The sequence below is a fragment of the Streptomyces sp. cg35 genome, assembly GCF_050410835.1.
Lineage (GTDB): Bacteria > Actinomycetota > Actinomycetes > Streptomycetales > Streptomycetaceae > Streptomyces.
Genome location: NZ_CP191268.1, coordinates 4921542 through 4945008, shown reverse-complemented (window position 1 = coordinate 4945008; position 23467 = coordinate 4921542). Strand labels below are relative to the sequence as shown.

Sequence of the window (23467 nt, the reverse complement as noted above, 5' to 3'; positions counted from 1 at the left end):
CCTGTCAGGCGTGGTCCGGCTTCCCGTCGCCGTACAGCCAGACGTCCCAGACGTCCGCGAGCGCCTCGGCCTTGCCCGGGTTCTTCTTCTCGACGTACGCCGTGAAGTCGTCGGTGTCGGCGTTGCCGTACTTGTGGGCGGCGGGCCAGCTCTTCAGCAGGGCGAAGAACGCGGTGTCGCCGACCGTCTCCCGGATCTTGTGCAGGACCATCGCGCCGCGCTGGTAGACGGGCGTGTCCGAGACGTGCGCGGCGCTGGACGGTTTCGCGGGCGGGAAGGACCAGATGTCGGCGCCCGCCGGGCGTTCGTACAGCGCGTCGAAGGTCTGCTGGGCCGTGTCGCCGTCGTGGTCCTCGTCCCACAGCCACTCCGCGTACGTGGCGAAGCCCTCGTTGAGCCACATGTCGCGCCACGACTTCGGTGTGACCGAGTCGCCGTACCACTGGTGGGCCAGCTCGTGGACGAGGGTGCCGAGGTCGGGGGCGCCGGGGAAGACGGGCCGGTTCTGGGTCTCCAGGGCGTACCCGGCGTCGCCGTCCCGGTCGACGATCGCGCCGGTGGAGGAGAACGGGTACGTCCCGAACCGCTTCGTCTCCCAGGTGATCACCTCGGGGAGCCGGGCGAGGACCTTCTCGCTCGCCTCGGCCTCGTACGGGTCGACGGCGGTGTACACCGGCAGCCCGGAGCCGGTCGTGGAGCGGTGCGTCTCGAACCGGCCGACGGCGACGGTCGCCAGATAGCTCGCCATGGGCTGCGGCACGTGCCAGGCGTAGGTGGTGCGCCGGCCGTCGGCGGACTTCCGCTCGCTCTTCAACTCGCCGTTGGAGACGGCCTGTACGCCCTTGGGGACGGTGACCGTGATGTCGTACGTGGCCTTGTCGGAGGGGTGGTTGTTGCCGGGGAACCAGGCCATGGAGCCGGTGGGTTCGCCGAGGCCGAGCGCGCCGTCGGCGGTGCGCAGCCAGCCCTCCTCGGAGCCGTCCGGGTCGGTGATCGTGACGGGCTCGCCGGAGTAGCGGACGGTGGTGCGGAAGGTGCCGCCCTTGGGCAGTTCGTCGTGCGGGCGCACCGTCAGTTCGTGCCCGGCGCGGCTGCCCACGGCCCGCTTCCCGTCGACGGTGACCCGGTCGACGGTCAGCCCCTTGAGGTCGAGGTTGAACGCGCTGAGGTCCTGGAGCGCCTTCGCCGTGATGTCGGCCCTGCCGGTGAGGCGGCGGGTGTCCGGGTCGTAGGCGAGGGCGAGGGCGTAGTGGGTGACGTCGTAGCCGCCGTTGCCCAGCTTCGGGAAGTACGGGTCGCGCAGGCCCGCGGCGCCCGGGGTGCCGTGGACGCCGCCGGAGCAGGCCGGGAGAGCGGCGAGGGCCAGCAGGAGAGGCAGGACCACGAGGCGGTGGGGGGTGCGCACCTCGTGATCCTATGACCCCTTCCGTCCCGCGGCCGGGACCGCGCCCGGCCCCAGGACCTGTTCCCGGGCCCTCACAGGACGGCGATGCCCAACGGCCTGTCCCCGGCGGCCAGTCGGCGGGTGTCGCCGCTGTCCAGGTCGACGACGGTGAGGCCGTTCCAGTAGCCGTCGCGGGTGAAGCCGCCGGTGACGTAGGCCGTGCGGCCGTCGGCGGAGACGGTGACGTCCTCGTGCGGGCCGTCGAGCGGGATCACCTTCTCCTTGCCGTCCTTCGCGCGGACGGTGAGGGACGGGCCCTCGTCCCTGGACGGGTCGATGGGGCCCGTGCCGACGACGAGGAGGGTGCCGTCGGGGGTGATCGTGGTGCCGTGCTGGTGCGTGTTCGCCGTCATCCGCTCGATCGTCGAGCGGCCGCTGTCCGGGTCGACGACGACGAGCTTCTCGCCCTCGAAGGGGAACAGGAGCTTTCCGTCGGAGGGGCGTACGGCCGCGTAGTGCGGCTTGAGCCAGGAGCCGAGGCCGCCCTCGGTGCCGTACGGGGCGACCTCGATGCGGCGGGTGGCGTCGAGGTCGGCGGGGTCGACGACGGTGACGTCGAACGAGTCGTGGTCGGTGGCGTACACCTGCCCGCCGTCCCGCGAGACGTCGACGTCGAAGGGACGGCGGCCGACGTCGGCGGTGCCGGTCACCTTGAGGCCGCGGGTGTCGACGACCTCCAGCGTGCCGTTGCCGTCGGGCACGTTGACGCCCACGTAGACGTGCTTGCCGTCGGGCGCGAGGGCGATGCCCATGCCGCCGCCGCGGTACTCGCCGTGCGTCGGCTCGCCGAGGTTCGCCGTCTCGTACGGGACGAGGGCGGTGCGCGTACGGCGGTCGGTGTCGACGACGGCGACGCCCTCGGCGGTGGCGACCCAGGCCCGGCCGTCGTCGCCGACGGCGAGACCGTAGGGGGCGGTGCCGACCTTCACCGAGTCGATCGCGCCCTTGTCCGGGTCGATGAAGGTGACGGTGTCGGCGCCGAAGTCGGTGACGAGAAGGGTGCCGTCGGGCGTCCTTCCAACGGGCTCGGTACCGGCGGGCTGCCGCTCGGCCGGGGCCGACGGACGCGGACTCGGCTTTTCCTGCGGTGAGTTGTCGCCGGTCGCGGCGCATCCGGCGAGCAGGGCGACGGCCGTCGCGGCCAGGACCAGGCGCCTCACCGTACGGCCCGCAGCAGACCGGCGATCTCCGTGAAACCGCGCCGCTCGGCGTGCTCCAGGGCGGTGACGCCGTCGCCGTCCGGCAGGCCGGGGGTGGCGCCCGCCGTGATCAGCAGCTCCACGATCTCCTGGTGCGCGCGGCCCCCGTCGCCGAGGATCACGGCCTCCAGCAGGGCGGTCCAGCCGAGGCGGTTGACGTGGTCGACGTCGATGTCGGTCTCGCGCAGCAGGGCGCGTACGTATTCGACGTGGCCGCGTTCGGAGGCGGGGATGAGGGCGATGCCGCCGAACCGGTTGGTCACCTTCAGGTCGGGGCGGGCGGGCAGCAGGGCCCGCATCATCGCGACGCTGCCGGTGACGCCGGTGACCAGCCAGGGGCTGTCGTCGCGGTCGTCCTGGGCGTTCGGGTCGGCCCCCGCCTCGACGAGTGCCTCCGCGGCGGCGACATGGCCGTGCAGGGCCGCGAGGAGGAGGGGGGTGCGGTAGCGGTCGTCGCGGGTCTCGGGGTCGGCGCCTGCGCTCAGCGCGCTGCGGACGGTGTCGGTGTCGCCCTGGGCCGCGGCTTCGAGGAGGGTGCGGTTGTGGGGGTTCATGGCGTGCGGATCCTCGTCTGCCGGGTGCGTTCTGTCTGCCGGGTGCGCGTTGCGTCGTGGCTGGTCGCGCAGGTCCCCGCGCCCCTACTGGGGCACGGGGACCTGCTTACCCGGTACTGGGGGAACCTGCCTACCCGGTACTAGCGCAGCGCGGCCACGCCGGCCTGGGCGAACTTCTCGTCCAGGTCGCCGGAGGGCGTGCCGGCCACGCCGATGCCGGCGATCGGGGCACCCTTGGCGGCCACGGGGGCGCCGCCGCCGAGGAACAGCGTGCCGGGGATGTCCTTCAGCGTCGGGGCCTTCTCCAGGCGCTTGGCCAGCTCGGACGTCGGGGCGTTCCAGGAGACGGCGGTGAACGCCTTCTTCTGGGCGGCCTCGTAGGCCTGCGGGCCCGCGCCGTCGCCGCGCAGCGTCAGGATCGTGTTGCCGTTGCGGTCGACGACGGCGACGGAGACCTTCTGGTTCTCCTTCTTCGCGGCGTCCAGCGCGGCCTCGGCGGCCTTGGTGGCGGACTCCAGCGTCAGGTGCGTGGTCGTCGTGGTGGTGCTGCTCTTGGCGTCCGCGGCGGGGGCGGCGGCCGGGGCGGAGGCGTTCGCGGAGACCGCGCCGAACGTACCGGCGGCGACGGCGGCGATCACGGCGCCGCTGGTGACGATGGTGGAGCGGCGGGAGAGCTTCTTCATGGGGAGACTCCTGAGTTCCTGGGTGAGGGCGGGTCGGCGTGGCCGGTGTTCCTTCCGCTCTCCAGCCTGGGTCCGGAACCGGGGCAGGGCCGTCGGCGTTCCGGCTGCTCGCGGGCTGCCGAGCGGCCGATGCCGGGGTCATCCGATCGGTTGACCCCGGGGGCGCGGGGGCCCGCGACAATGGGAGTGTTTGCCCAGTTCGGAGCCGCGAAGGGAGGTGCGGGACCATGCCGGAGAGCCAGCGGGCGCGGATCGGCCGGACCGACGAGATCTTCGACATCGACGAGAGCTACGACGCGGACACCCGCCGCCTCAGCACCGTCATGCACGCCGCGTTCTTCGTGCTCCTCGCCGTGGCCCTGGCCCGCTTCCTGCTGCGCCACCCCGGCGGCGCCCGCACCCCGTGGATCATCGCGCTGTCCGCCGTACTGGCCCTGGCGTACGTCGCGGGCCTGGTGCGGGGCATCGCGGAGCGGTCCCGGGCGCGGCAGCGGCTCTGGCTGGCCCTGGTGGTCGTCCTGTGGGTGGTGCTGGTCGTGCTGGCGCCGAGCTTCGGCTGGTGCGCGGTGCCCCTCTTCTACACGGGCCTGCGCATGCTGCCGACCCGCGCCGCCCTGGGCCTGGCGGCGTTCCTGACGGTTCTGGTCGTCGCCGCGCAGCTGCGGCTCGCGGGCCGCTGGGACCTGGACCTGGTGCTCGCGCCGCCCGCCGTCACCATGATCGCCACCGCCGTGTTCCTCACGATGGAGCGGCAGGCCGCACGCCAGCGCGCCCTCATCGACGACCTGATCCGCACCCGCCGGGAACTCGCCGCGTCCGAGCGCCGCGAGGGCACGCTCGCCGAACGCCAGCGGCTGTCCATGGAGATCCACGACACCCTCGCGCAGGGCCTGTCCAGCCAGCAGATGCTGCTGCAGGCCGCGGACCGGGTGTGGGAGTCCGACCCGGGCAAGGCCCGCGCGCACGTGCGCACCGCCGGGTCGGTCGCCGAGCACAACCTCACCGAGGCCCGCCGCTTCGTGCACGACCTGGCCCCCGCCGATCTGGCGCTGGGCCTGGCGGAGGCGCTGCGCGCGGTCGCCGCCCGCGAGTCCGGCGACCGCCTCACGGTCCGCGTCCATGTCGACCCCCTCGGCGAGGACGGCCGCGTCCCGCACCTGCCCGACCGGGTCCAGGGCGCCCTGCTGCGCATCGCCCAGGGCGCCCTCGCGAACGTACGGGAGCACTCCGGCGCCGCCACCGCGGCGGTGACGCTCACGCTGCTCGACGATCAGGTGGTGCTGGACGTCGCGGACGACGGCCACGGCTTCGACCCGGCGACGGCGGCTCCGCCGGGGGTGCGGGGGCACGGTCTTCCGGCGATCCGGGCCCGGGTGAGCCAGCTCGGCGGCACCCTGTCCATCGAATCGGCGCCCGGCGAAGGAACGGTGCTCTCGGCGGCGGTCCCGCTGGATGCGGCCCCCCAAGAGGCGCGGGGAACCGCGCGACCGGCCACGACGGACGCGCACGCGGCACACAGCACACACCCGGCAGACGAGGACCCGCGGACATGACCCCGAGCAACGCTTCCAGCCCCGTCAGAATCCTGCTCTGCGACGACCACGTGGTCGTACGCGCGGGACTCCTCGCCCTCCTGGACAGCGCCGAGGACATCGAGGTGGTCGGCGAGGCGGGCACCGGCGAAGAAGCCCTCGCGCTGGCCGCCAAGCTCTCCCCCGACGTCGTCCTGATGGACCTCCAGCTCGGCGCGGGCATCGACGGCGTGGAGACGACCCGCCGTCTCACGTCCGCTCCCGGAGAGACCCCGCACGTCCTGGTCCTCACCACGTACGACACCGACGCCGACATCACCCGTGCCATCGAGGCGGGCGCCACGGGCTATCTCCTCAAGGCCGAGCGCCCGGAGGAACTCTTCGCCGCGATCCACGCCGCCGCCCAGGGCCGCACGGCCCTCTCCGCGCCCGTCGCCAGCCGCGTCATGGCCAATATGCGCAAGCCGCGGCCCAGCCTCACCGGCCGCGAGCGGGACATCCTCGCGCAGCTCGCGCACGGCCTGGGCAACCGGGAGATCGCCAAGGCCCTGTTCATCAGCGAGGCCACGGTCAAGACCCACCTGGGCCGGATCTACGACAAGCTCGGCGTGGACACCCGGGCGGGCGCGGTCGCGGTGGCGAAGGAGCAGCGGCTGCTGCCGTGAGCCGGGACGCCGCCGGTCGCCCGCACCGCGCGTCGCCGGGCCCGCGGGGGCGTGACACCATCCCTTACGTGCTCGACATCGGCTACGCCCTCTCCCGCCGCTTCCCCGACCCGCCGCAGACGGACTACCGCCGCGCGGACGTCCGCGCGCTGCGCCACGACCTGTTCTGCGGCGACGTGTACCTGGCGGACACGAAGGCGGACCGGGAGCTGTCCACAGCCTGGGGATGGGTGCCGGTGCTCGACTTCGCCTGGGCGCTGTGCGACATCGTCGAGCAGGTGGACCGCGACCCGCGCGGCAGCCGCAGCGCCACCCCGCAGTACGCGGAACTGGACTTCACCGAGTCCACCGACCGGATGCTCTTCGAGCGCCGCTTCGGCTGGGTCGACATCGAGGCCGACTGGATGCCGGGCGACGAACCGCCGCTGACCTTCTCCCACTCCGAACTGCGCCGCGAGGCACGGGACTTCCTGCACGATCTCGTCGCCGACCTCACCGACATGCACGAGGACCTGGCGGACAACCCGGCGATCTGGGACCTTCAGGCCCGCTTCCCCCGCGTCCCCGTCAAGCCCTAGACGCACCGGCCCGGAGCCGTGGAGCCCTACCCCTCCACCCGCACCCCGAGCTGCGCCGCGAACGCCGGGGCCAGGTCGAAGAGCTGGGGCGCGGAGATCACCGCCCCGCCCAGCCGGTCCACGCCCCGCGCGATGCCCAGCTCGGCCGCGCCCCGCAGGTCGACGTCCGCCAGCGTGGCGCCCGTGAGGTCGGCGCCCTTGAGGACGCACCCGGGGAACTCCACCCGCTCCAGGCGGGCGCCCCCGAAGTCCGGCTCCACCAGCACGCACCCGTCGAACACGACGTCCTTCAGCCGCGCCTTGCGCAGGTTCAGATAGTCGATCTTGCCGCCCCGGATCACCACCCGCTCCAGGGCGGCGCCGTGCAGCTGCACCCCGCCGAGCCGCGCGTCCGCCACCTCCACGTCCCGCAGTGTCGCCTCCGCGAGATCCGTGCCGACGCCCCGGATCCCGGTCAGCACCGAGTCCAGGATCCGGGCGCGGTTCAGCGCGGTCCCGTCGAAGCCGCAGCCCTCGATCGCGCAGTCCATGAACCGGGCCCCGATCCCCTCCTGCCCGGCGAAGTCCGCGCCGGCGAACTCCACGCCGTCGTAGTCCCCGTCGGGCTCCAGCCGGCCGCCGTCCGCCCACGGCACCAGCTCGGGCAGCCGCACCTCCGGCCGCCGCGCCCGCTTCACCTTCGCCACTCCGCCACGCCTGTCTGCCATGCCCCCCATGCTGCCCGCCGCCACTGACAATCCCCGGCACCGGACCGCCCTTGACCTCAACCGGACTTGAGGTCGAAGACTGGCGTCCCGGAGCCACTGATCCACGTATCCGACGGGGGAGCGCCCATGCACGCCATCCGACTGCACGCCTTCGGCCCGGCCGAGAACCTCACGTACGAGAAGACCGAGGACCCCGAGCCGGGCCCCGGCCAGGTCCGCATCGCGGTCGCGGCCGCGGGCGTGCACCTGCTGGACACCGCGATCCGCAGCGGTGTGCGGGGCCCGCTGCCCCGGCTCCCGGACCTGCCCACGATCCCCGGCCGTGAGGTCGCGGGCACCGTCGAGTCGCTCGGCCCAGGCACCGACCCGTCCTGGCTCGGCAAGCAGGTCGTGGCCCACCTCGGGTTCGCGCCCGGCGGCTACGCCGAACTGGCCGTCACGGACGCCGCCCGCCTGCACGAGATCCCGCCGGGCCTCGACGCCGCCCAGGCCGTCGCCATGATCGGCACGGGCCGCACGGCGCTCGGCATCCTCAACTTCACCGAGGTCACCCCGGAGACGGTCGCGATCGTCCCCGCGGCGGCGGGCGGCATCGGCACGCTCCTCGTCCAGTACGTGAAGCACGCGGGCGGCACGGTCATCGGCCTGGCCGGCGGCCCGGCGAAGGCGGCACAGGCCGCGGCGAACGGCGCGGACCTCGCCCTCGACTACAAGGACGCCAACTGGCCCGACCTGGCACGGGAGTTCCTCGACGCGCGCGGCGAGCGGGCCACCGTCCTCTTCGACGGGGTCGGCGGCCCGGCCGCGCTCGCGGCCCTCGACCTGCTCGGCCCCGGCGGCCACCACGTCGTCTTCGGCTGGTCCGACCAGGGCATCGGCGCCGGCGGCCCGCAGCTCCTGGACGAGACGGAACGGGCCCGCCGCGGCCTCGTCCAGGAAGAGGTCCTCGGCCCGGCGATGATGCGGAAGGCGGGCGGCGACAACCCGATCCGCACCCTGGAACTCGCCGCCCTCGACCTCGCGGGCCGCGGCATCCTGACCCCGGCCGTGCACCGCTTCCCGCTCGCCGGGGCCGCGGCCGCGCACCACGCGCTGGAGACACGGGGCACGACGGGCAAGGTCGTGCTGGAGCCGTGACCGTCAGGCGGAGCACATGACCGGCGAGCTCCCGTGCCGCGCCGCGAGCGGGCGTACCCCGGGCTCCCACTCGTAGGAGAACCGGCCGTCCACACACGGGGTCCGCGCGCGCAGCAGATAGTTCTCCACCAGCTCCTCCAGCAGGTCCTCGGCCCGCTGTTCGGCGATCCCGAGGGCCGCGGCGGCCAGCACCGGCGTGAGCCGGTCGGGGGCGCCTGGCGACAACAGCGCCTGCGCCAGGGGCCGCGCCTCGGCGGGCAGCGTCGCGAGGGTCCGGTCGAATCCGGCCCGCACGCCCAGCGGATCGCCGTCGGCGCCCGCGGACGCGAGCACCCAGGTGGTGGCCTGCAGGGCTGTCCAGTGCGGGCGGCGGCGCAGCTGCGCGGCCACGGCGAACAGCGCGCCCGGCAGTCCCCGGCACAACCCGGTCAGTCGCCGCAGGCCCTCCGGGTCCATGGTGATCCGGTGGTGGGGCACGGAGGACGTCAGCAGGTGCAGGCAGTCGGCGAACGGCAGTCCGGCCAGCTCGACGTGGACCGCCGACGAGGACACGAACAGCCGGCGGCGGCTGCCGATCACCACCGCGCAGCCGGCGCCGGACGGCAGCAGCGGCAGGAGGTCCTGCGCGTCGCACACGTCGTCGAGCACCACCAGGACGCGCAGGCCGGCGGTCCAGGTGCGGAAGAGCAGGCTCAGATCGGTCGTGCCCAGGCGCACCTGCTCCTCCGTCGCGCCGAGTCCACGCAGGAACGAGCGGAGGATCTCGGCGGGCCGTACCCGCCGGCCGGCGCCGTCCCGGAGGCGGGCGTAGAGCCGTCCGTCCGGGTAGTCGCCGCTCACCTGATGGGCGGCGTGCAGGCACAGCTCGCTCTTGCCCGTGCCGGGGGCACCGCCCACGACCACGATCGGGCGGTCCCCGCGCGCCCGGCCGGCCAGCGCCTCGGTGAGGCGGGCCAGTTGGCCGGCGCGCCCGGTGAGGCGCTCGCGCGGGGCGGGCAGGTGGCAGGGCACCCGGGTGGCGGCGGTCACGGCCGTGCGCCGTCCGGCGGGGCGCAGCAGTGCCTCGTCCGAGGTGAGCACGGCCGTGTGCAGGGCCTGGAGTTCGGGTGAGGGGTCGAGTCCCAGCTCGGTGGCGATCCGCTCACGGGCCCGCTGGTAGACCTGAAGTGCCTCGGCCCGCCGGTCCATGCGGTAGAGCGCTGTCATCAGGTTGCGCTGGGCCCGTTCGTTCGTGGGTTCCCGTGCGGTCAGCGAGGTGAGTTCGCCGAGTACCTCGTGGTGCCGGCCGAGGTGCAGGTCGGATTCGATCCGCAGGTGGTGCGCGCCGGTGCGCAGCTCGTGCAGGCGGACCGCCTCGGCCTGCAGCGTGGCCCCCTTGCGCACGTCCACCAGGGCGTCGTCCCGCCAGAGCTCCAGCGCTGCGGCCGCCGTGTCACGGGCGCCGGCGAAGTTCTCGTCGCGGAACTCCGCACGGGCCCGGTCGAGCAGCGGCTCGCACCGGAAGACGTCCACATGGTCGGCGGGCAGCGTCAGCTGGTAGCCGCCGTCGACCGTGCCCAGCAGCGGCCCGGCCCCCCGTACCGCGCCGCCGCTCCTCGGGTTGCCGAGCGAGAAGCGCTTCCTGAGCTGGTAGACGTACGTCTGCAGCGCGGTGTGGGCGCTGGCCGGCGGGTCGTCGTCCCACAGCTCGTCCATGAGCTGCTCGAAGCGCACCACCCGGCCGGCGTTCAGCACGAGCAGAGCCAGTGTCTGACGTACTTTCTGGGCGGCCGGCGCCAGATCGACGCGTTGATCGTCCTCATAGGCCTGGAGCGGCCCGAGAAGGTTGACTCTCATGAAGCTCCCCCTGACTCACGTTCGTTCGGTCCCCGTCACAGGAGTTCGTCGGCCAGCAGCTGCCAGCTCTTCGCGTACTCCTGTGCCAGCCGGGCCACCGAGTCCTTGCAGTGCGGCGGCAGGCCGGCGGCGATGTCCTCCCGGTGCCGGGCGAGTGCCGCGCCGGCCTCCATCAGACGCAGCAGCGAGCGGCCGGTCTCGGTGAACCGCAACGCCGGGTCGCGGCGCAGCATGCTGTGCAGCCGGTCCGCGTCCCGCGTCTCCTCCCCCGCCCCGGATCCGTCCGCCGGCCGCCCCCAGGCGTCCCCGCGCGCCATCCTGGCCCGCACCCCCGCGACCGTGCCCGGTGAGACGCCCGCCTGGCGGGCGATCTGCCGCAGCGACGCCTGCGGGTTCTCCCGCAGCAGCGCGGCGGCGCGCTCCCGGCCCGGACCGGGGTCCAGCGGCCGGGCCCGGCCGTCCCGGCCGACTCGTTTGTCGCCGGGCTCGGCGGCGCCGGCCAGCCGGCGCCGGATCGATGCCGTGCGGCTCGGGGACAGCCCGGCCAGTTTCGCCACCGCCCGGTCCGACCACTCGGGCCGGGCGGTGAGGATGTGCTCGGCGGCCGCGCTGCGTTCCCCCGCCGTCAGCGGCAGCCCGTGCGTGACATTGAGCGCGACCGCCAGCAGGCGGGCGTCCTCCGCGCTGCCGTCGAACCAGCGGACGGCGACCGTGGTACGGCCCCGCAGCTGCGCGGCGCGCAACCGGTGGATCCCGTCGACGACCGTCATGGACGCGCGGTGCACCAGCACCGGCGGCAGGGCTTCGCCGGCGTCCGCGAGCGCGCGGGCGTGCTCCGGGTCCTCCGTCGTGCTGCGGGGGGAGTCCGCCACCCGCAGCGCCGCGATCGGGGCCCGCTCCACCGGGGCGGTCTCCAACTCGCCGCGCAGCGCCAGCAGATGCTCCGCGTCCAGTCGCTCGGCCGACACCGTCATCGGGGCCTCCTGCCGGATCCGGTCGCCTCGGCCTACTGCCAGCCCGCGTCGTCCGACTGACGCGACGCGGCGCCGTCCGCCAGGACGTTCGTGCCCGGCGTCTGCCAGCCGGCGTCACGCGTCGACCGCTGCCAGCCCGCGTCGTCCGTGGCCGCGTGGATGTCGCGGATCTGCGACTGGGCGGCGCCTCCCGCCACCGACAGAACCGCCACGGCCGCCACTGCGAATGCTGCAATTCGACGCATCGTCGTCATGTCCCCTCGTGCATGCGCCCCGGTCAGGGGCCTTTCGGTCGCTCGTCGGGCGCCGATCGGCCCGACGACTGGATTCCACACCCGGCCGAGGGGCCTGAGAAGGGGTTTCGGGGTGGTCCCAGCGGCCATGTCCTGATCAGGACAGAGTCGGCGCCGGCTCCGCCCGCAGGAACGGCCACCCGCCGAGCTCCGGCCGGGCGGCGACCGCGCTCCACCAGGCGATGCACGCGGCCGTGCCGGCGGCCGCGGGCTCCGGGGCGAGCAGGTAGAGGCCGATGACCGGGCCCGCCCCGTCCTCCGTGTGCACGGAGACATGGCGGACCGTGGCGGCGGGGGCGGCGGACCGGACGACGGTCCCGGCCACGTCGGTGCCCGCGGGAAACGGCAGACCGTCCGGATGGGGCCCCAGGTGAATATGAACGAGGTGCATAAGCCGTCTTCGTCGTCCGGCCGGATCAAAGCCCGGCTCGGCAGGGCGATCGGCGTCACATCCCGGACGCAGATCCTTCATGTAAACTCCACAAGCATTTTTTGGAACGGGATTGTGTCCAGGGGGGAGGATCCCTTTGCTTTCTGGACTGGGAATAGACCCGGCTGCCGAGGCCGTCTACCGGACGTTGCTCGAGCAGCCGGACAGCGATGTTTCCGACTGGGCCGACGACCTCGGCCTGACGGAGCGCGAAGCACGGGAGGCACTGGACCGGCTGAGCAAGCTGGCCCTCATCAGACAGTCGTCGGCGCACGAGTCACAGGTGCGCGCGGTGAACCCCCTGCTCGGCCTCGAAGCGCTGCTCGCCCAGCAGCAGGCCGAACTCGCCGCGCACCAGCAGCGGGTGGAGGCGAGTCGCGCGGTGGTCGCCGAGACCATCGCCCAGTTCGCGCACCAATACGCCCCCGGGGCCGGCTCGGGATTCCATTTCCTTTCGGGTGTCGACGCCATCAGGGAACATCTCGAAATCCTGACCGACCGGGTCCAGGAAGAATTCCTCACCTTTGCCCCCGGCGGCCCGCAGACCGCGGAGAACATGGCGGCGTCCCGGCCGCTCAACCTCCGCCTGCTGGGACGTGGCGTACGCATGCGGACGGTGTATCTGGACAGCATTCGCCGTGACGCGGCGACCGTCGCGCACGCCGAATGGCTCGTCTCCCAGGGCGCCCACGTGCGTACCACTCCCACGCTTCCCAATCGTCTGATCCTGATCGACCGGCAGACGGCCCTCATCGCGGCCGACAGCCAGAACACCGGTGCGGGCGCCGTGGTCATCGACAATCCCGGAACAATTGCCCTGATTCACGCATTGTTCGAGACCGTGTGGCAGTCCGGACAGCTCATCGGCACCCGTCCGGAGCGCGTACCCGAGGCGCTCACCACGCACCAGACTGAGGTGCTCCGTCTCATGGCGCAAGGACTGACCGACGACGCCATCGCCCACCATCTCGGCGTCTCGGCCCGCACCGTACGCCGCACGATGGCCCAGCTGCTCACCGTGCTCGACGCCAGAAGCCGCTTCCAAGCAGGTGTGCAGGCGGTGCGGCGCGGCTGTCTGCCCAGCTCCGCCGAGTGACGCCGAGGGGGTGTCCAACCGTCCGCCGTGGACGGTTGGACACCCCCTCGCTTTTCCCGACAGGCCCTTGTCGCACCGCACTTGAGTCGCGGTTGAGCCGCCGCGGCCGGCCCCGTGCCACAGTCGGCCCATGCTTCACAGGCGTGCTGATCAATTTCTGATCGAACGGATAAAGCAAATCCGCCGGGGCCTCACGGGAACCCCGCTGATCCCTCTGGCGGACGAGCAGTGCGACATCGTCGCCAAGCTGGAATTCTGCAATCCTGCCGGAAGTACCAAGGACCGTTCGGCGCTGTGGATTCTGGAACAGGCAATAGGCCGCGGTGAGATAGCGCACGACACCACGGTGGTCGAGTCGTCGTCCGGCAATTTCGCGCTGGCTCTGGCTTTCTACTGCCGCATGCTCGGTATCTCGTTCGTCCCTGTCATCGACCCGAACTGCAACGAGGCCACCGAGGCCCAACTCCGCCTGCTCTGCGAGCGGGTGGAGAAAGTGTCCGTCCGTGATGCGGCGGGTGGATACCTGAAGACCCGGCTGTCCCGGGTCCAGGAACTGCTGGGCGAACTCAACTCGGCCTACTGGCCCAATCAGTACGCCAATCCGGATGCCCGCGACGCGCATTACCGCTTCACCGCGGGCGAGTTGATCGCGCAGGCCGGCCCGCTCGACTACCTCTTCGTCGGCGTGGGCACGGGCGGCACGATCGCCGGGCTCTCCCAGCGGATCAAGGAGGCCTACCCCGGCTGCGTGGTCGTCGCCGTCGACACCGAGGGTTCGGTGATCTTCGGGGGGCCACCGAAGAAGCGGCGGATCCCCGGCATCGGCTCCAGCATCGTGCCGCCGCTGTGCGGCCATGCGCTGATCGACCAGGTCGAGATCGTCTCCGAGGTGCGCGCCGTCGAGGCCTGCGCCGCCCTGGCCGCCAAGTACGGCCTGTACGCGGGCGGTTCGACCGGCAGCGCCTACGCCGCCGTCCAGGACTACTTCGCCCGTCACCGGCCCGGCGCGCACCGCCCCCGGGTCGCCTTCATCGCCGCCGACCGCGGCCATGCCTACGCCCAGACCGTCTACGACCCCACGTGGTTCCAGCAGCTGCGCGCGGAAGCGGTACAGCCCGCCCGCGTCGAAGCCCTGGCCGTCAACTGAAGGAGAAACACCCCGTGTCCACCCTGGCCCCACCGCCCATGACCGTGATCGGCGCGGGCGACATCGCCGCCGAGACGGACCGCAACCGCCCCGAGCTCGTCGAGGTCGTCCGCGCCGCCTACCTCGCGCACGACGCCGGACAGAGCTCGAACCCGCACAGCTCGTTCCTGCGCTTCCCGCACCAGGACCGGTCGCGCATCATCTCCCTGCCCGCCTATCTGGGCGGCGAGTTCGAGGTCGCCGGCAACAAGTGGATCGCCAGCTTCCCGGACAACACGCAGCACGGCATCCCCCGCGCCTCGGCCACTCTGATCCTCAACGACTGCGTGACCGGCTACCCGTTCGCCTGCATGGAGTCCTCGATCGTCTCGGCGACGCGGACCGCGGCCTCCGCCGTGCTCGGCGCCCAGACGCTGCTCGGCGCGCGTCGCGCCCGCCGCGTCGGCATCGTGGGCACGGGGCTGATCGCCCAGCACGTGTGGCGGTTCCTGCGGGATCTCGACTGGGAGATCGACGGCTTCCGGCTCTTCGACCTCGACCCGGCGGCGGCGGGCCGCTTCCGTGCCGTCATGTCCGAGGACACGGACGCCGAGATCGTGGTCGCCGACACGGTGGACGACGCCTTCACGGACTGTGACCTGGTGGTGCTGACCACGGTGGCCGGCGAGCCGCACCTGCACGACCCCCGGCTGCTGGCCCACAACCCGGTGGTGCTGCACCTGTCCCTGCGCGACCTCGCCCCCGAGATGATCCTCGCCGCACAGAACTTCACCGACGACGTCGACCACGCGGTACGCGAGCGCACCTCGCTGCACCTGACCGAACAGCGCACCGGCAACCGGGACTTCATCGACGGCACCCTCGGCGACCTGCTGCGGGGGCGGCTGCGCCGCCACCCCGGGCGTCCGGCGGTCTTCTCGCCGTTCGGGCTCGGCGTGCTGGACCTCGCCGTCGGCAAGTGGGTGCACGACCGGGTCGTCGCCGCCGGCCGGGGCCGCAGCGAGAGCGACTTCTTCACCGGAGTGGGGGTCTGACGCATGAGCACCTCACCCGCCCCGCAGGCCGCGGACGACCGGCACATCGTCGTGGTGAACCACGAGGACCAGTACTCGGTCTGGTTCGCCGGCCGCGAGCTGCCCGCCGGCTGGACCGCCACCGGCGCCCAGGGCACCCGCCAGGAGTGCCTGGACCACATCGAGCAGGTGTGGACCGATCTGACGCCGCGCTCCGTGCGGGCCGCACGATGACGGCCGCCGCCCTCGCACCCGCCTGGCTGCGCGGGCTGGGCAGCCGTACGCACACCGCGCGCAGCCGCCTGTTCGTCTTCCCGCACGCCGGCGCGGGCGCCTCCGCGTACCGCCTGGCGACGTACCTCCCGGACACCGTCGAGGTCTGCACGGTCCAGCTGCCCGGCCGGGAGAACCGGTTCGCCGAGCCGGCCCTGACGTCCCTGGACGACGCCGTGGCCGCGCTCGCGCCGCTCGTCGCGGACCACACCGGCCTGCCGTACGCCTTCTTCGGGCACAGCATGGGCTCCCTGATCGCCTTCGAGACGGCCCGGCGGCTGCGCGCACTCGGTGTGCGCCTGCCCGACCGCCTGTTCCTGTCGGGCATGCGCGCCCCCGGCCTGCCGGACCGCGACGTGCGGCACACGCTGCCGGACGACGAGCTTCTCGCCACGGCCGAGTTCGGCGGTGTGGACGCCGAGTTGCAGGAGCTGCTGCTGCCGCTGCTGCGCGCGGACCTGACGCTGTGCGAGACGTACACGCACCGCGACGAGGCACCCCTGGCCTGCCCCCTGACCGTTCTGGCCGGCTCGGACGACGACAGCGTCGACGGGACGGAGCTCGCCCGCTGGCGCGAGCACACCTCGGCCGACTTCGACATGCACCTGTTCCCGGGCGCCCCCCACCTCTACGTGCGCGGCGCGGAACAGCAGCTGGCACAGACGATCACGCGCACCTTCCCCGCACGGGGCTGAGAAAGGATCAGTTCATGGCGCCGACCACCCTGGTCGCACTGTGGGAGCGGCAGGCAGCCGCGACGCCCGACGCGGTCGCCGTCGTCGCGGGGGCACACCACGCCACCTACGCCGACGTGGACCGACGGGCCACGGCACTCGCCGTCGAGCTCCAGGCCCGCGGCATCGGGCCGGAGGGCCTGGTCGGCGTCTGCCTGGGCCGTTCCGTCGAGATGGTCGTGGCCCTGCTCGGCATCCTGAAGTCGGGCGCCGCGTACCTGCCTCTCGACCCGAGCTACCCGGCCGACCGGCTTCGGCACATGACCTCGGACTCGGGGGCCGGGCTGTGGCTGTGCGACGCCGAACACCGCGCTCAGGCCCTGGCGTCCGGCGCGGCCGACGTCCTGCTGGTCGAGGACCTCCCCGCGGAGCCGGCCGCACCGATCGCCCCGGCGGCACGGCCGCACCACCTGGCGTACGTCATCTACACCTCCGGCTCGACCGGCCTGCCCAAGGGCGTCGCCGTCGACCACGCGGCGATCGCCTCGTTCCTGCGGAGCGTGGCCGAGCGCCCCGGTCTCGGCGCGGACGACCGGGTCCTCGCGCTGACCCCGCTGTCGTTCGACATCTCGACGCTGGAACTGTTCCTGCCGCTGACCCGGGGCGCGACGGTCGTGATGGCCCCGCGGGCCGCCAACACCGACCCCGAGCTGCTGGCCGCCACCATCGCCGGGGAGCGGGTGAGCGTCGTGCAGGCGACCCCCACCACCTGGCGGATGCTGCTGGCGTCCGGCTGGACGGACGGGCACGGCCGGGTGCTGCTGTCGGGCGGCGAACCGCTCGACCCGCAGCTGGCCCGCGACCTGCTCGCCACGGGCGGCACCCTGTGGAATCTGTACGGGCCGACCGAGGCGACGGTGTGGGCCACCGCTGCCCGGATCGACGCCGTGACCGACCGGGTCACGGTCGGGACGGCCCTGTCCAACACCCGGCTGCACGTCGTCGACGAGGACGGGCGGGAGGCCGGACCGGGCATCACCGGCGAGCTGTGGATCGGCGGCGAGGGCGTGGCACGCGGCTACCTCGGCCGGCCCGCGCTGACCGCCGACCGGTTCGTGCCCGACCCGTTCGGGGACGCCCCCGGGCGCCTGTACCGGACCGGCGACCTCGCACGGTGGTCCGCCGACGGCACCCTGGAGGTGCTCGGGCGCAACGACCACCAGGTCAAGGTGCGCGGCTTCCGCATCGAACTCGGCGAGATCGAGGCCTGTGTGCGCAGCCACCCGCTCGTCGCGGACGCGGTGGTGTTCGTGGACCGCGAGGCCGTCGGCGGCGACCGGCTGGTGGCCTGCCTCGTCCCCGCGCACGACGCGGCGCACGCGGCCGAGGACCTGCCCCGCCAGGTGCGCGACCACCTCGCGCAGCAGCTGCCGGCCCACATGGTGGCCCAGGGCTACGCCGTCCTCGACGCCCTGCCCCGCACCCCCGCGGGCAAGGCCGACCGCGGCGCCGTCTCGCGCATCGCGTACAGCCCGGTCCGGACGGACGAGCCGCGGCCCGGCGACGCGCCCCTGCCGCCGCTCACCGCGGCGGTGTGCCGCGTGTGGGCCGACGTGCTCGGGCTCGACGACGTGTCCCCGTACGACGACTTCTTCGGTCTGGGCGGCCAGTCGCTCACCGCGGTACGGGTCGTGGCCCGGCTGCGCACCGAGCTCGGCGTGCCGGTCGACACCCAGTCGGTCTTCGCGCATCCGACACCCGCCGCGCTGGCCGCCGCGCTGGACGGTCCGGCGCCCTCGGCGACCGCGCCGATCCCCGCGGCGACGACCGCCGCACTCTCCTTCGGCCAGGAGCGGATCTGGTTCTTCGAGCAGCTGAACGAGGGGGTGCCCGCCTACCACCTGCCGGTCGTCCTGGGCCTGCCCGGCGGGCGCGTCGACCTGACGCTGCTGCAGGACTGCCTGTCCGCTCTGGTGCACCGCCACCCCGCGCTGCGCACGGCCCTCGTCGCCGTCGACGGCCGGGTCCGTCCCGAGCCGTGCGAGCCGGGCCCGGTGCCGCTGCGCCGCACCGAGGTCGCCGAGGAGGATCTGGACGCGCTGCTCACCGAGCTGATCCGAGCCCCCTTCGCGCTCGACCGCCCGCCGCTGCTGCGCGCGGACGTGCTGCGCACCCCGGACCGCGACGTCACACTGCTGACCATCCATCACATCGCCTGCGACGGGGCGTCGGTGGACCTGATGGTGCGGGAGCTGGGCGAGCTCTACACGGATCTCGCCGCCGGCCGCCGTCCCGCCCCGGCGCCGCTGCCGGTGACGTACGCCGACTACGCGGCCTGGCAGCGCGGGCGGCTCACCGGCGCCGAGCTGGAGCGGCTGCTCGGCCACTGGCGCACCCGGCTGTCCGGCGTGCCCGCCCTGGAGCTGCCGACCAGCAGGCCCCGGCCGGCCGTCGCGAGCCACCGCGGGCGCCGTGAACTGCTGCGCGTCCCCGCCGGCCTGGCGCACCGGCTGCGCGCGCTGTGCCGGGCGGAGGGCGTCACCCTGTTCATGGGGCTGCTGGCCCCGCTGCAGGTGCTGCTGGGCCGGTACGCCGACGAGAGCGACGTCGCTGTCGGCACCCTGGTCGGCGGCCGCACGCACCCCGAACTCGCGGATGTCGTCGGCTACTTCGTGAACACCGTCGTCCTGCGCACCGATGTGTCCGGCGACCCGACGTGGCGCGAGCTGCTGGGCCGTGTCCGCGAGGTCGCGCGGGAGGCCTACGCGCACCAGGAGCTGCCCTTCGAGAAGCTGGTGGCGCAGCTGTGCCCGGAGCGCGACCTGAGCCGCAACCCGCTCTTCCAGGTGCTGTTCGCCCTGCACGAGGAGCCGCCGGGCGGTGCCGTCACCGAGCTGTACGACCGCAAGGAGCTGGAGGGCCGGCTCGGCACCGCCCGCTTCGACCTCGCCTTCGACGTGACGGACCACGCGGCCGGCGCCGGTGACCTCAGCGTCTCCGTCGAGTACGCCACCGATCTGTTCGACGCCGAGTTCGTGCGGGGCCTCGGCCGGCACTTCCTGCGAGTGATCGAGCAGATGGTGTCCGGCGCCACGGCCCGGCTGTCCGAGCTGGAGATCGTCTCGGCCGGTGAGCTGCGCGCGCTCTCGCTGGGCGACCACGCCGAGCCGCTGCCCGAGCCGACCACCCTGGTGCGTCTGTGGGACCGCCAGGTGCGGAGCACCCCGGACGCGGTCTGCGTCGTGGGCGACGGCCGGTCGCTGACGTTCGCCGAGACCGACGCCCGGGCCTCGGCCCTGGCCGGGGAACTGCGGGCCAGGGGCGTCCGCCCGGAGAGCCTGGTCGGCGTCTGCCTGGAGCGCTCGGTGGAGCTGGTGGTCGCCCTGTTGGGGGTCCTGAAGGCCGGCGGCGCCTATGTGCCGCTCGACCCCGGCCACCCGGCGGACCGCCTGCAGTACCTGCTGGCCGACTCGGGCGTCCGGCTGGTCGTCACCGATCCGGAGCACCCCGCCTCGGCCCTGTTCGGCGACGGCGTGCGGCTCGTGGCGGTGGACCAGGAGCCCGGGACGGACCCCGGCCCGGCCGAGGAGGCGCAGTCGCACCACCTCGCCTACGTGATCTACACATCCGGCTCGACGGGCAACCCCAAGGGCGTCGCGATCACCCACGCCAACATCACGGGGTTCCTGGAGTGGAACCAGCGGCTGTGCCGGCTCACCGAGCGGGACCGGGCCCTGCTCAACCACTCGGTGGCGTTCGACAATTCGGTCTGGGAGATCTTCCAGTGCCTGGTGTCCGGCGCCGAGCTGCACCTGGCGGGCCCCACCGCCGCCTACGATCCCGAGGAGTTCCTGCGGGAGGTCGCCGAGCGCGGCATCACCACGCTCAACGCGACCCCTTCGCAGATGCGGATCCTGCTGGACTCCCGCACCGACCCGGCGCCCCGGCTGGCGTCCGTGCGGCTGGTGTTCACCGGCGCGGAGGCGGTGCCGCACGACGTGGCCCGCCGCATCCTGGCCGTCACCGCACCCGGGTGCCGGGTCTTCAACGAGTACGGACCCACCGAGGCGACCGTCACCTCGGCGTTCTGCCCGATCACCGAGGAACTGCTCGACCGGCACGCCCACCGCCCGAGCGTCCCGTTCGGCCGGGCGACCGACAACGCGCACCTGTACGTGCTGGACCCGCGGCTGCGCCCGGTCGCCCCGGGCTGTCGCGGCGAACTGTACGTCGGCGGCAGCGCGGTAGGCCGCGGCTATCTCGGCCGGCCGGCCCGGACTGCCGGGGCGTACCTGCCCGACCCGTACGCCGCGGAACCCGGCGCCCGGATGTACGCCACGGGCGACGTGGTGCGGCTGCTGCCCGACGGCAACCTGGTCTTCCTCGGCCGCAACGACCACCAGGTCAAGGTGCGCGGCTTCCGCATCGAGCTCGGCGAGATCGAGTCGGCGCTCCAGGACCATCCCGCCGTCGCCGACTGCGTGGTGGCCGTGCGCCGCACGCGCACCGGAGTGGACCAGCTGGCGGCCTACCTGATCCCCGAGCATCCCGGCCGCCCGGCCCCGGACCCGGCGGACCTGCGGGCCCACCTCGCAGAGCAACTGCCGCCGTACATGCTGCCGCAGAGCTACACCGCGATCGCGGAGATCCCCCTCACCCCGAACGGCAAGGTCGACCGGGACGCGCTGCCCGACCCCCGCCCGGGGACCGCCCAGGCCCCCGCCGCCCGCCGCGCCGTCACCAAGCAGCAACTGCTGGTGGCCGAGGTCTGGCGGGAGTGCCTCGGCGTCGAGGAGGACTTCGGGCCGCAGGACGACTTCTTCGACGTCGGCGGCACCTCGTTGACCGTCACCGCGGTCGCGGGCCGGCTCGGCGAACGGCTCGGGCGCCGGGTCCCCCCGGTCCTGGTCTTCAAAAACCCCACCGTCGCGGGCCTCGCCGAGGCCCTGGAGGAGGACACACAGCGATGAGCAGCACCGACAGCACGAGCGTCGTCCTCGTCGACGCCTATCCGTCGAGCTACGCGCTGGCACAGGCGTTCATGGACCGCGGCTGCGCCGTCGTCCGCGTACAGAGCACCGCGGAGGTGCCGCAGTGCTACCGCGGCACGTTCGACACCAGCGCCTTCAGCGACGACATCATCCACACCGGTGTCCTGGCCGACACCGTCGACGCCGTCGCGCGGCACGCGCCCGTCGCCGTCATCGCGGCCGGCGAGTACGGCGTCGAACTGGCCGACCGGCTCAGCGAGGCCCTCGGCGTGCCCACCAACGGCACCGCGCTCTCGCCCGCCCGACGCGACAAGTACCGCATGATCGAGACGGTCAGGGCGGCGGGGCTGCGCGCAGCCCGGCAACGGCTCGTCGAGGACGCCGAGTCGCTGAGGGACTTCCATCACGAGGTCGGCGGCCGGATCGTGGTCAAGCCGCTGCGCAGCGCGGCGAACGACGGGGTGACCGTCTGCGACACCCCCGAGGAGTCGGCGCTCGCGCTGAAGGCGATCCTGGGCGCGACGACCGTGTTCTCGGAGACCAACACCGCGGCCGTGGCCCAGGAGTACCTGGTCGGCGGCGAGTACGTGGTGGACACCGTCAGCCGGGACGGGGCGCACCGGGTCACCGACGTCTGGAAGTACAGCAAGATGTCCGTGCCCGGGGTCCGCGACCGCATCACCGGCGGCCATCTGATACCGCACGACGCGCCCCTGCGCGACCAGCTCACCGCGTACGCGTTCGGCGTCCTCGACGCTCTCGGCATCCGGCACGGCCCCGCGCATCTGGAGATCATCGTCACCGCGGACGGCCCCTGCCTGGTCGAGGTCGGCGCCCGCATCGCCGGCGCCAACACCCCGTACTACGCCGAACTCGGCGCGGGCGAGTCGCAGATCGGCTGGACCCTGGACGCCTATCTGGACCCGGAGCGCTTCCTGGCCGAGCACCGGCGCCCCTACCGGCTGAGCCGCCATGTCTCGGTGTGCTGGCCGACGGCTCCGGCCGGCGGCACCCTGCGTTCCTATCCCCTGCTCGACACGGTCCGCGCCCTGGAGAGCTTCAACAACGTGGAGATGTTCGTCCGGCCCGGCGACACCGTCGTCCAGACCGTCGACGACTCCACGAAGACCCTCGCGGTCGGCTTCGTCCACCCCGTGGCGGAGACCGTCGACCGCGACGTCAACGCCCTGCGCCATCTGGACGGGCCCGGGTTCTACGACTTGCATCGGAACTGACTGAATGAACACGCTGACCAACACCGCCCACCTCGTCGAGATCCCGGGGTTCCCGCCCTACGACCCCACGGACCCGGTGGAGAACGCCGTCATCACGCGCCTGGCGGGCAACTGGCACCGCCGCGCGACCGTCAAGCGTCAAGAGCCCCGGCTCGAGGACCTCTTCGACCCGGACCGCCCGGAGTACCCCGAGCGGATCGTGCCCTTCGCCGGGCACCCCGTCTGGGAGGGGCTGCCGCCCGAGGTGCGCAGCTCGATGCTGACCTGGGCCTGGCTCGCCTACAACCGGCACACCATCATGGCGGAGCAGCGCATCGCCAATCCCGCCTTCGCGTACGTCATCGAGGGCGAGTTCCCGTCCCTGGGCGGGCCGGCCCTGGAGGCATCGCTCGCCCAGGCCATGGTGGACGAGCAGTACCACACGCTGATGCACCTCAACGCCAGCGCGATCGCCCGGCACGAGCGCGGCATCTCGCTGCCCGACACCGTGCTGCCCGCCCCGCACATCGTGCGGCGACACGAGGAACTGCGGGCCGACTGCTCCGAGTCCTGGCAGCGCAAGCTCACCACGCTCGCCTTCGCGACCGTGTCCGAGACGTCGATCAGCGCGTATCTGCATCTGCTCGCCGACGACCCGGACATCCAGGAGATCAACTCGACGACGGTGAAGCTGCACAACCGCGACGAGATCTGCCACTCCTCGATCACCGGTGAACTCGCCAAGACCGTCTACGACTTCCTCGACAAGAAGCAGCGACGGTTCTTCGTCGACACGATGCTCACCGGCCTGGAGGCCTTCGTCGCCAACGACTACCGCACCTGGGAGCACATCCTCGCGCTGCACGGTGTCGCCGGCGCCGACCGCATGATCGACGAGGTCCGGCACGACGCACGGCGCACCAATCTGGTGCGCGACTTCAGCGGACTGCGCGGTCTGCTGTCCGAGATGGACCTGCTGGGCGAGATCGACTGGCCCTGGCAGGACGAGACCGAGGAGCGGTAGCAC

At 73.2% G+C, this 23467-nt stretch carries 21 protein-coding genes; 12 read left to right on the top strand and 9 right to left on the bottom strand.

Annotated elements, in window-relative coordinates:
- Nucleotides 1-4 precede the first annotated feature (4 nt).
- From ACQUQD_RS22540 to ACQUQD_RS22525, 4 genes are all read right to left on the bottom strand, one after another.
- On the bottom strand, nt 5-1405 hold the full coding sequence (locus ACQUQD_RS22540) for a M1 family metallopeptidase (protein WP_428953934.1): 1401 nt from the start codon (nt 1403-1405) through the stop codon (nt 5-7).
- Nucleotides 1406-1476: 71 nt separating this feature from the next.
- Complete coding sequence (locus ACQUQD_RS22535; RefSeq protein ID WP_428953933.1) at nt 1477-2604, bottom strand: beta-propeller fold lactonase family protein; 1128 nt, start codon at nt 2602-2604, stop codon at nt 1477-1479.
- A complete protein-coding gene (locus ACQUQD_RS22530; RefSeq protein ID WP_428953932.1) occupies nt 2601-3197 on the bottom strand; it encodes an ankyrin repeat domain-containing protein in 597 nt (198 codons plus the stop codon). Before ACQUQD_RS22530 ends, ACQUQD_RS22535 begins: the two co-directional genes overlap by 4 nt.
- A 140-nt stretch (nt 3198-3337) precedes the next feature.
- A complete protein-coding gene (locus tag ACQUQD_RS22525; protein ID WP_428953931.1) occupies nt 3338-3880 on the bottom strand; it encodes a GlcG/HbpS family heme-binding protein in 543 nt (180 codons plus the stop codon).
- Between the two features lie 227 nt (nt 3881-4107).
- Between ACQUQD_RS22525 and ACQUQD_RS22520 the strand changes: the two genes are divergently transcribed.
- The 3 genes from ACQUQD_RS22520 to ACQUQD_RS22510 all read left to right on the top strand — a co-directional run bounded on the left by ACQUQD_RS22520 (nt 4108) and on the right by ACQUQD_RS22510 (nt 6655).
- Nucleotides 4108-5433, top strand: coding sequence for a sensor histidine kinase (locus ACQUQD_RS22520; protein ID WP_428953930.1), 1326 nt, complete (start codon nt 4108-4110; stop codon nt 5431-5433).
- A complete protein-coding gene (locus ACQUQD_RS22515; RefSeq protein ID WP_428953929.1) occupies nt 5430-6077 on the top strand; it encodes a response regulator in 648 nt (215 codons plus the stop codon). The genes ACQUQD_RS22520 and ACQUQD_RS22515 overlap by 4 nt, the downstream gene beginning before the upstream one ends.
- Nucleotides 6078-6145: 68 nt before the next feature.
- A complete protein-coding gene (locus ACQUQD_RS22510; RefSeq protein WP_428957628.1) occupies nt 6146-6655 on the top strand; it encodes a hypothetical protein in 510 nt (169 codons plus the stop codon).
- 26 nt (nt 6656-6681) lie between these two features.
- Here the strand turns inward: ACQUQD_RS22510 and ACQUQD_RS22505 are convergent, their stop codons facing one another.
- Nucleotides 6682-7362, bottom strand: a complete 681-nt coding sequence (locus ACQUQD_RS22505) for a pentapeptide repeat-containing protein (protein WP_428953928.1) — start codon at nt 7360-7362, stop codon at nt 6682-6684.
- A gap of 126 nt (nt 7363-7488) precedes the next feature.
- Between ACQUQD_RS22505 and ACQUQD_RS22500 the strand changes: the two genes are divergently transcribed.
- Nucleotides 7489-8499, top strand: a complete 1011-nt coding sequence (locus tag ACQUQD_RS22500) for a zinc-binding dehydrogenase (RefSeq protein ID WP_428953927.1) — start codon at nt 7489-7491, stop codon at nt 8497-8499.
- Nucleotides 8500-8502: 3 nt separating this feature from the next.
- Here ACQUQD_RS22500 and ACQUQD_RS22495 read toward each other — a convergent pair whose 3' ends face one another.
- The 4 genes from ACQUQD_RS22495 to ACQUQD_RS22480 all read right to left on the bottom strand — a co-directional run bounded on the left by ACQUQD_RS22495 (nt 8503) and on the right by ACQUQD_RS22480 (nt 11993).
- Nucleotides 8503-10335 carry a BTAD domain-containing putative transcriptional regulator gene (locus ACQUQD_RS22495; RefSeq protein WP_428953926.1) on the bottom strand — a complete coding sequence of 611 codons (1833 nt, stop codon included), beginning with the start codon at nt 10333-10335 and terminating at the stop codon, nt 8503-8505.
- A 35-nt stretch (nt 10336-10370) separates the two neighbouring features.
- Nucleotides 10371-11309, bottom strand: a complete 939-nt coding sequence (locus ACQUQD_RS22490) for a ParB N-terminal domain-containing protein (RefSeq protein WP_428953925.1) — start codon at nt 11307-11309, stop codon at nt 10371-10373.
- 32 nt (nt 11310-11341) lie between these two features.
- Nucleotides 11342-11563, bottom strand: coding sequence for a hypothetical protein (locus tag ACQUQD_RS22485; RefSeq protein ID WP_428953924.1), 222 nt, complete (start codon nt 11561-11563; stop codon nt 11342-11344).
- A gap of 136 nt (nt 11564-11699) precedes the next feature.
- Nucleotides 11700-11993, bottom strand: coding sequence for a hypothetical protein (locus tag ACQUQD_RS22480; protein WP_428953923.1), 294 nt, complete (start codon nt 11991-11993; stop codon nt 11700-11702).
- Between the two features lie 187 nt (nt 11994-12180).
- Here ACQUQD_RS22480 and ACQUQD_RS22475 point away from each other — a divergent pair, with 187 nt between their 5' ends.
- The 8 genes from ACQUQD_RS22475 to ACQUQD_RS22440 all read left to right on the top strand — a co-directional run bounded on the left by ACQUQD_RS22475 (nt 12181) and on the right by ACQUQD_RS22440 (nt 23464).
- Entirely contained in the window at nt 12181-13128 is a 948-nt protein-coding gene (locus ACQUQD_RS22475) for a helix-turn-helix transcriptional regulator (RefSeq protein WP_428953922.1), read from the top strand.
- 130 nt (nt 13129-13258) lie between these two features.
- A complete protein-coding gene (sbnA, locus tag ACQUQD_RS22470) occupies nt 13259-14275 on the top strand; it encodes a 2,3-diaminopropionate biosynthesis protein SbnA (RefSeq protein WP_428953921.1) in 1017 nt (338 codons plus the stop codon).
- A gap of 38 nt (nt 14276-14313) precedes the next feature.
- Nucleotides 14314-15309: a 2,3-diaminopropionate biosynthesis protein SbnB gene (gene sbnB, locus ACQUQD_RS22465; protein WP_428957627.1), complete on the top strand. Its 996-nt coding sequence runs from the start codon at nt 14314-14316 to the stop codon at nt 15307-15309.
- A gap of 3 nt (nt 15310-15312) precedes the next feature.
- Nucleotides 15313-15522: an MbtH family protein gene (locus tag ACQUQD_RS22460; protein WP_428953920.1), complete on the top strand. Its 210-nt coding sequence runs from the start codon at nt 15313-15315 to the stop codon at nt 15520-15522.
- Complete coding sequence (locus ACQUQD_RS22455) at nt 15480-16256, top strand: thioesterase II family protein (RefSeq protein WP_428953919.1); 777 nt, start codon at nt 15480-15482, stop codon at nt 16254-16256. Before ACQUQD_RS22460 ends, ACQUQD_RS22455 begins: the two co-directional genes overlap by 43 nt.
- A 14-nt stretch (nt 16257-16270) precedes the next feature.
- Nucleotides 16271-21205, top strand: coding sequence for an amino acid adenylation domain-containing protein (locus ACQUQD_RS22450; protein WP_428953918.1), 4935 nt, complete (start codon nt 16271-16273; stop codon nt 21203-21205).
- Nucleotides 21202-22461 (top strand): ATP-grasp domain-containing protein, encoded by a 1260-nt coding sequence (locus ACQUQD_RS22445; RefSeq protein WP_428953917.1) that lies wholly within the window; start codon nt 21202-21204, stop codon nt 22459-22461. The genes ACQUQD_RS22450 and ACQUQD_RS22445 overlap by 4 nt, the downstream gene beginning before the upstream one ends.
- Before the next feature lie 4 nt (nt 22462-22465).
- On the top strand, nt 22466-23464 hold the full coding sequence (locus ACQUQD_RS22440) for an AurF N-oxygenase family protein (protein WP_428953916.1): 999 nt from the start codon (nt 22466-22468) through the stop codon (nt 23462-23464).
- Nucleotides 23465-23467: the final 3 nt, after the last annotated feature.

Bases quoted from the DNA above. Each gene is read 5' to 3' on its own strand.
- ACQUQD_RS22530 (WP_428953932.1), bottom strand. From the start codon at position 3,197: ATGAACCCCCACAACCGCACCCTCCTCGAAGCCGCGGCCCAGGGCGAC.
- ACQUQD_RS22525 (WP_428953931.1), bottom strand. From the start codon at position 3,880: ATGAAGAAGCTCTCCCGCCGCTCCACCATCGTCACCAGCGGCGCCGTG.
- ACQUQD_RS22520 (WP_428953930.1), top strand. From the start codon at position 4,108: ATGCCGGAGAGCCAGCGGGCGCGGATCGGCCGGACCGACGAGATCTTC.
- ACQUQD_RS22515 (WP_428953929.1), top strand. From the start codon at position 5,430: ATGACCCCGAGCAACGCTTCCAGCCCCGTCAGAATCCTGCTCTGCGAC.
- ACQUQD_RS22505 (WP_428953928.1), bottom strand. From the start codon at position 7,362: ATGGCAGACAGGCGTGGCGGAGTGGCGAAGGTGAAGCGGGCGCGGCGG.
- ACQUQD_RS22500 (WP_428953927.1), top strand. From the start codon at position 7,489: ATGCACGCCATCCGACTGCACGCCTTCGGCCCGGCCGAGAACCTCACG.
- ACQUQD_RS22495 (WP_428953926.1), bottom strand. From the start codon at position 10,335: ATGAGAGTCAACCTTCTCGGGCCGCTCCAGGCCTATGAGGACGATCAA.
- ACQUQD_RS22490 (WP_428953925.1), bottom strand. From the start codon at position 11,309: ATGACGGTGTCGGCCGAGCGACTGGACGCGGAGCATCTGCTGGCGCTG.
- ACQUQD_RS22485 (WP_428953924.1), bottom strand. From the start codon at position 11,563: ATGACGACGATGCGTCGAATTGCAGCATTCGCAGTGGCGGCCGTGGCG.
- ACQUQD_RS22480 (WP_428953923.1), bottom strand. From the start codon at position 11,993: ATGCACCTCGTTCATATTCACCTGGGGCCCCATCCGGACGGTCTGCCG.
- sbnA (WP_428953921.1), top strand. From the start codon at position 13,259: ATGCTTCACAGGCGTGCTGATCAATTTCTGATCGAACGGATAAAGCAA.
- sbnB (WP_428957627.1), top strand. From the start codon at position 14,314: ATGACCGTGATCGGCGCGGGCGACATCGCCGCCGAGACGGACCGCAAC.
- ACQUQD_RS22460 (WP_428953920.1), top strand. From the start codon at position 15,313: ATGAGCACCTCACCCGCCCCGCAGGCCGCGGACGACCGGCACATCGTC.
- ACQUQD_RS22450 (WP_428953918.1), top strand. From the start codon at position 16,271: ATGGCGCCGACCACCCTGGTCGCACTGTGGGAGCGGCAGGCAGCCGCG.
- ACQUQD_RS22445 (WP_428953917.1), top strand. From the start codon at position 21,202: ATGAGCAGCACCGACAGCACGAGCGTCGTCCTCGTCGACGCCTATCCG.
- ACQUQD_RS22440 (WP_428953916.1), top strand. From the start codon at position 22,466: ATGAACACGCTGACCAACACCGCCCACCTCGTCGAGATCCCGGGGTTC.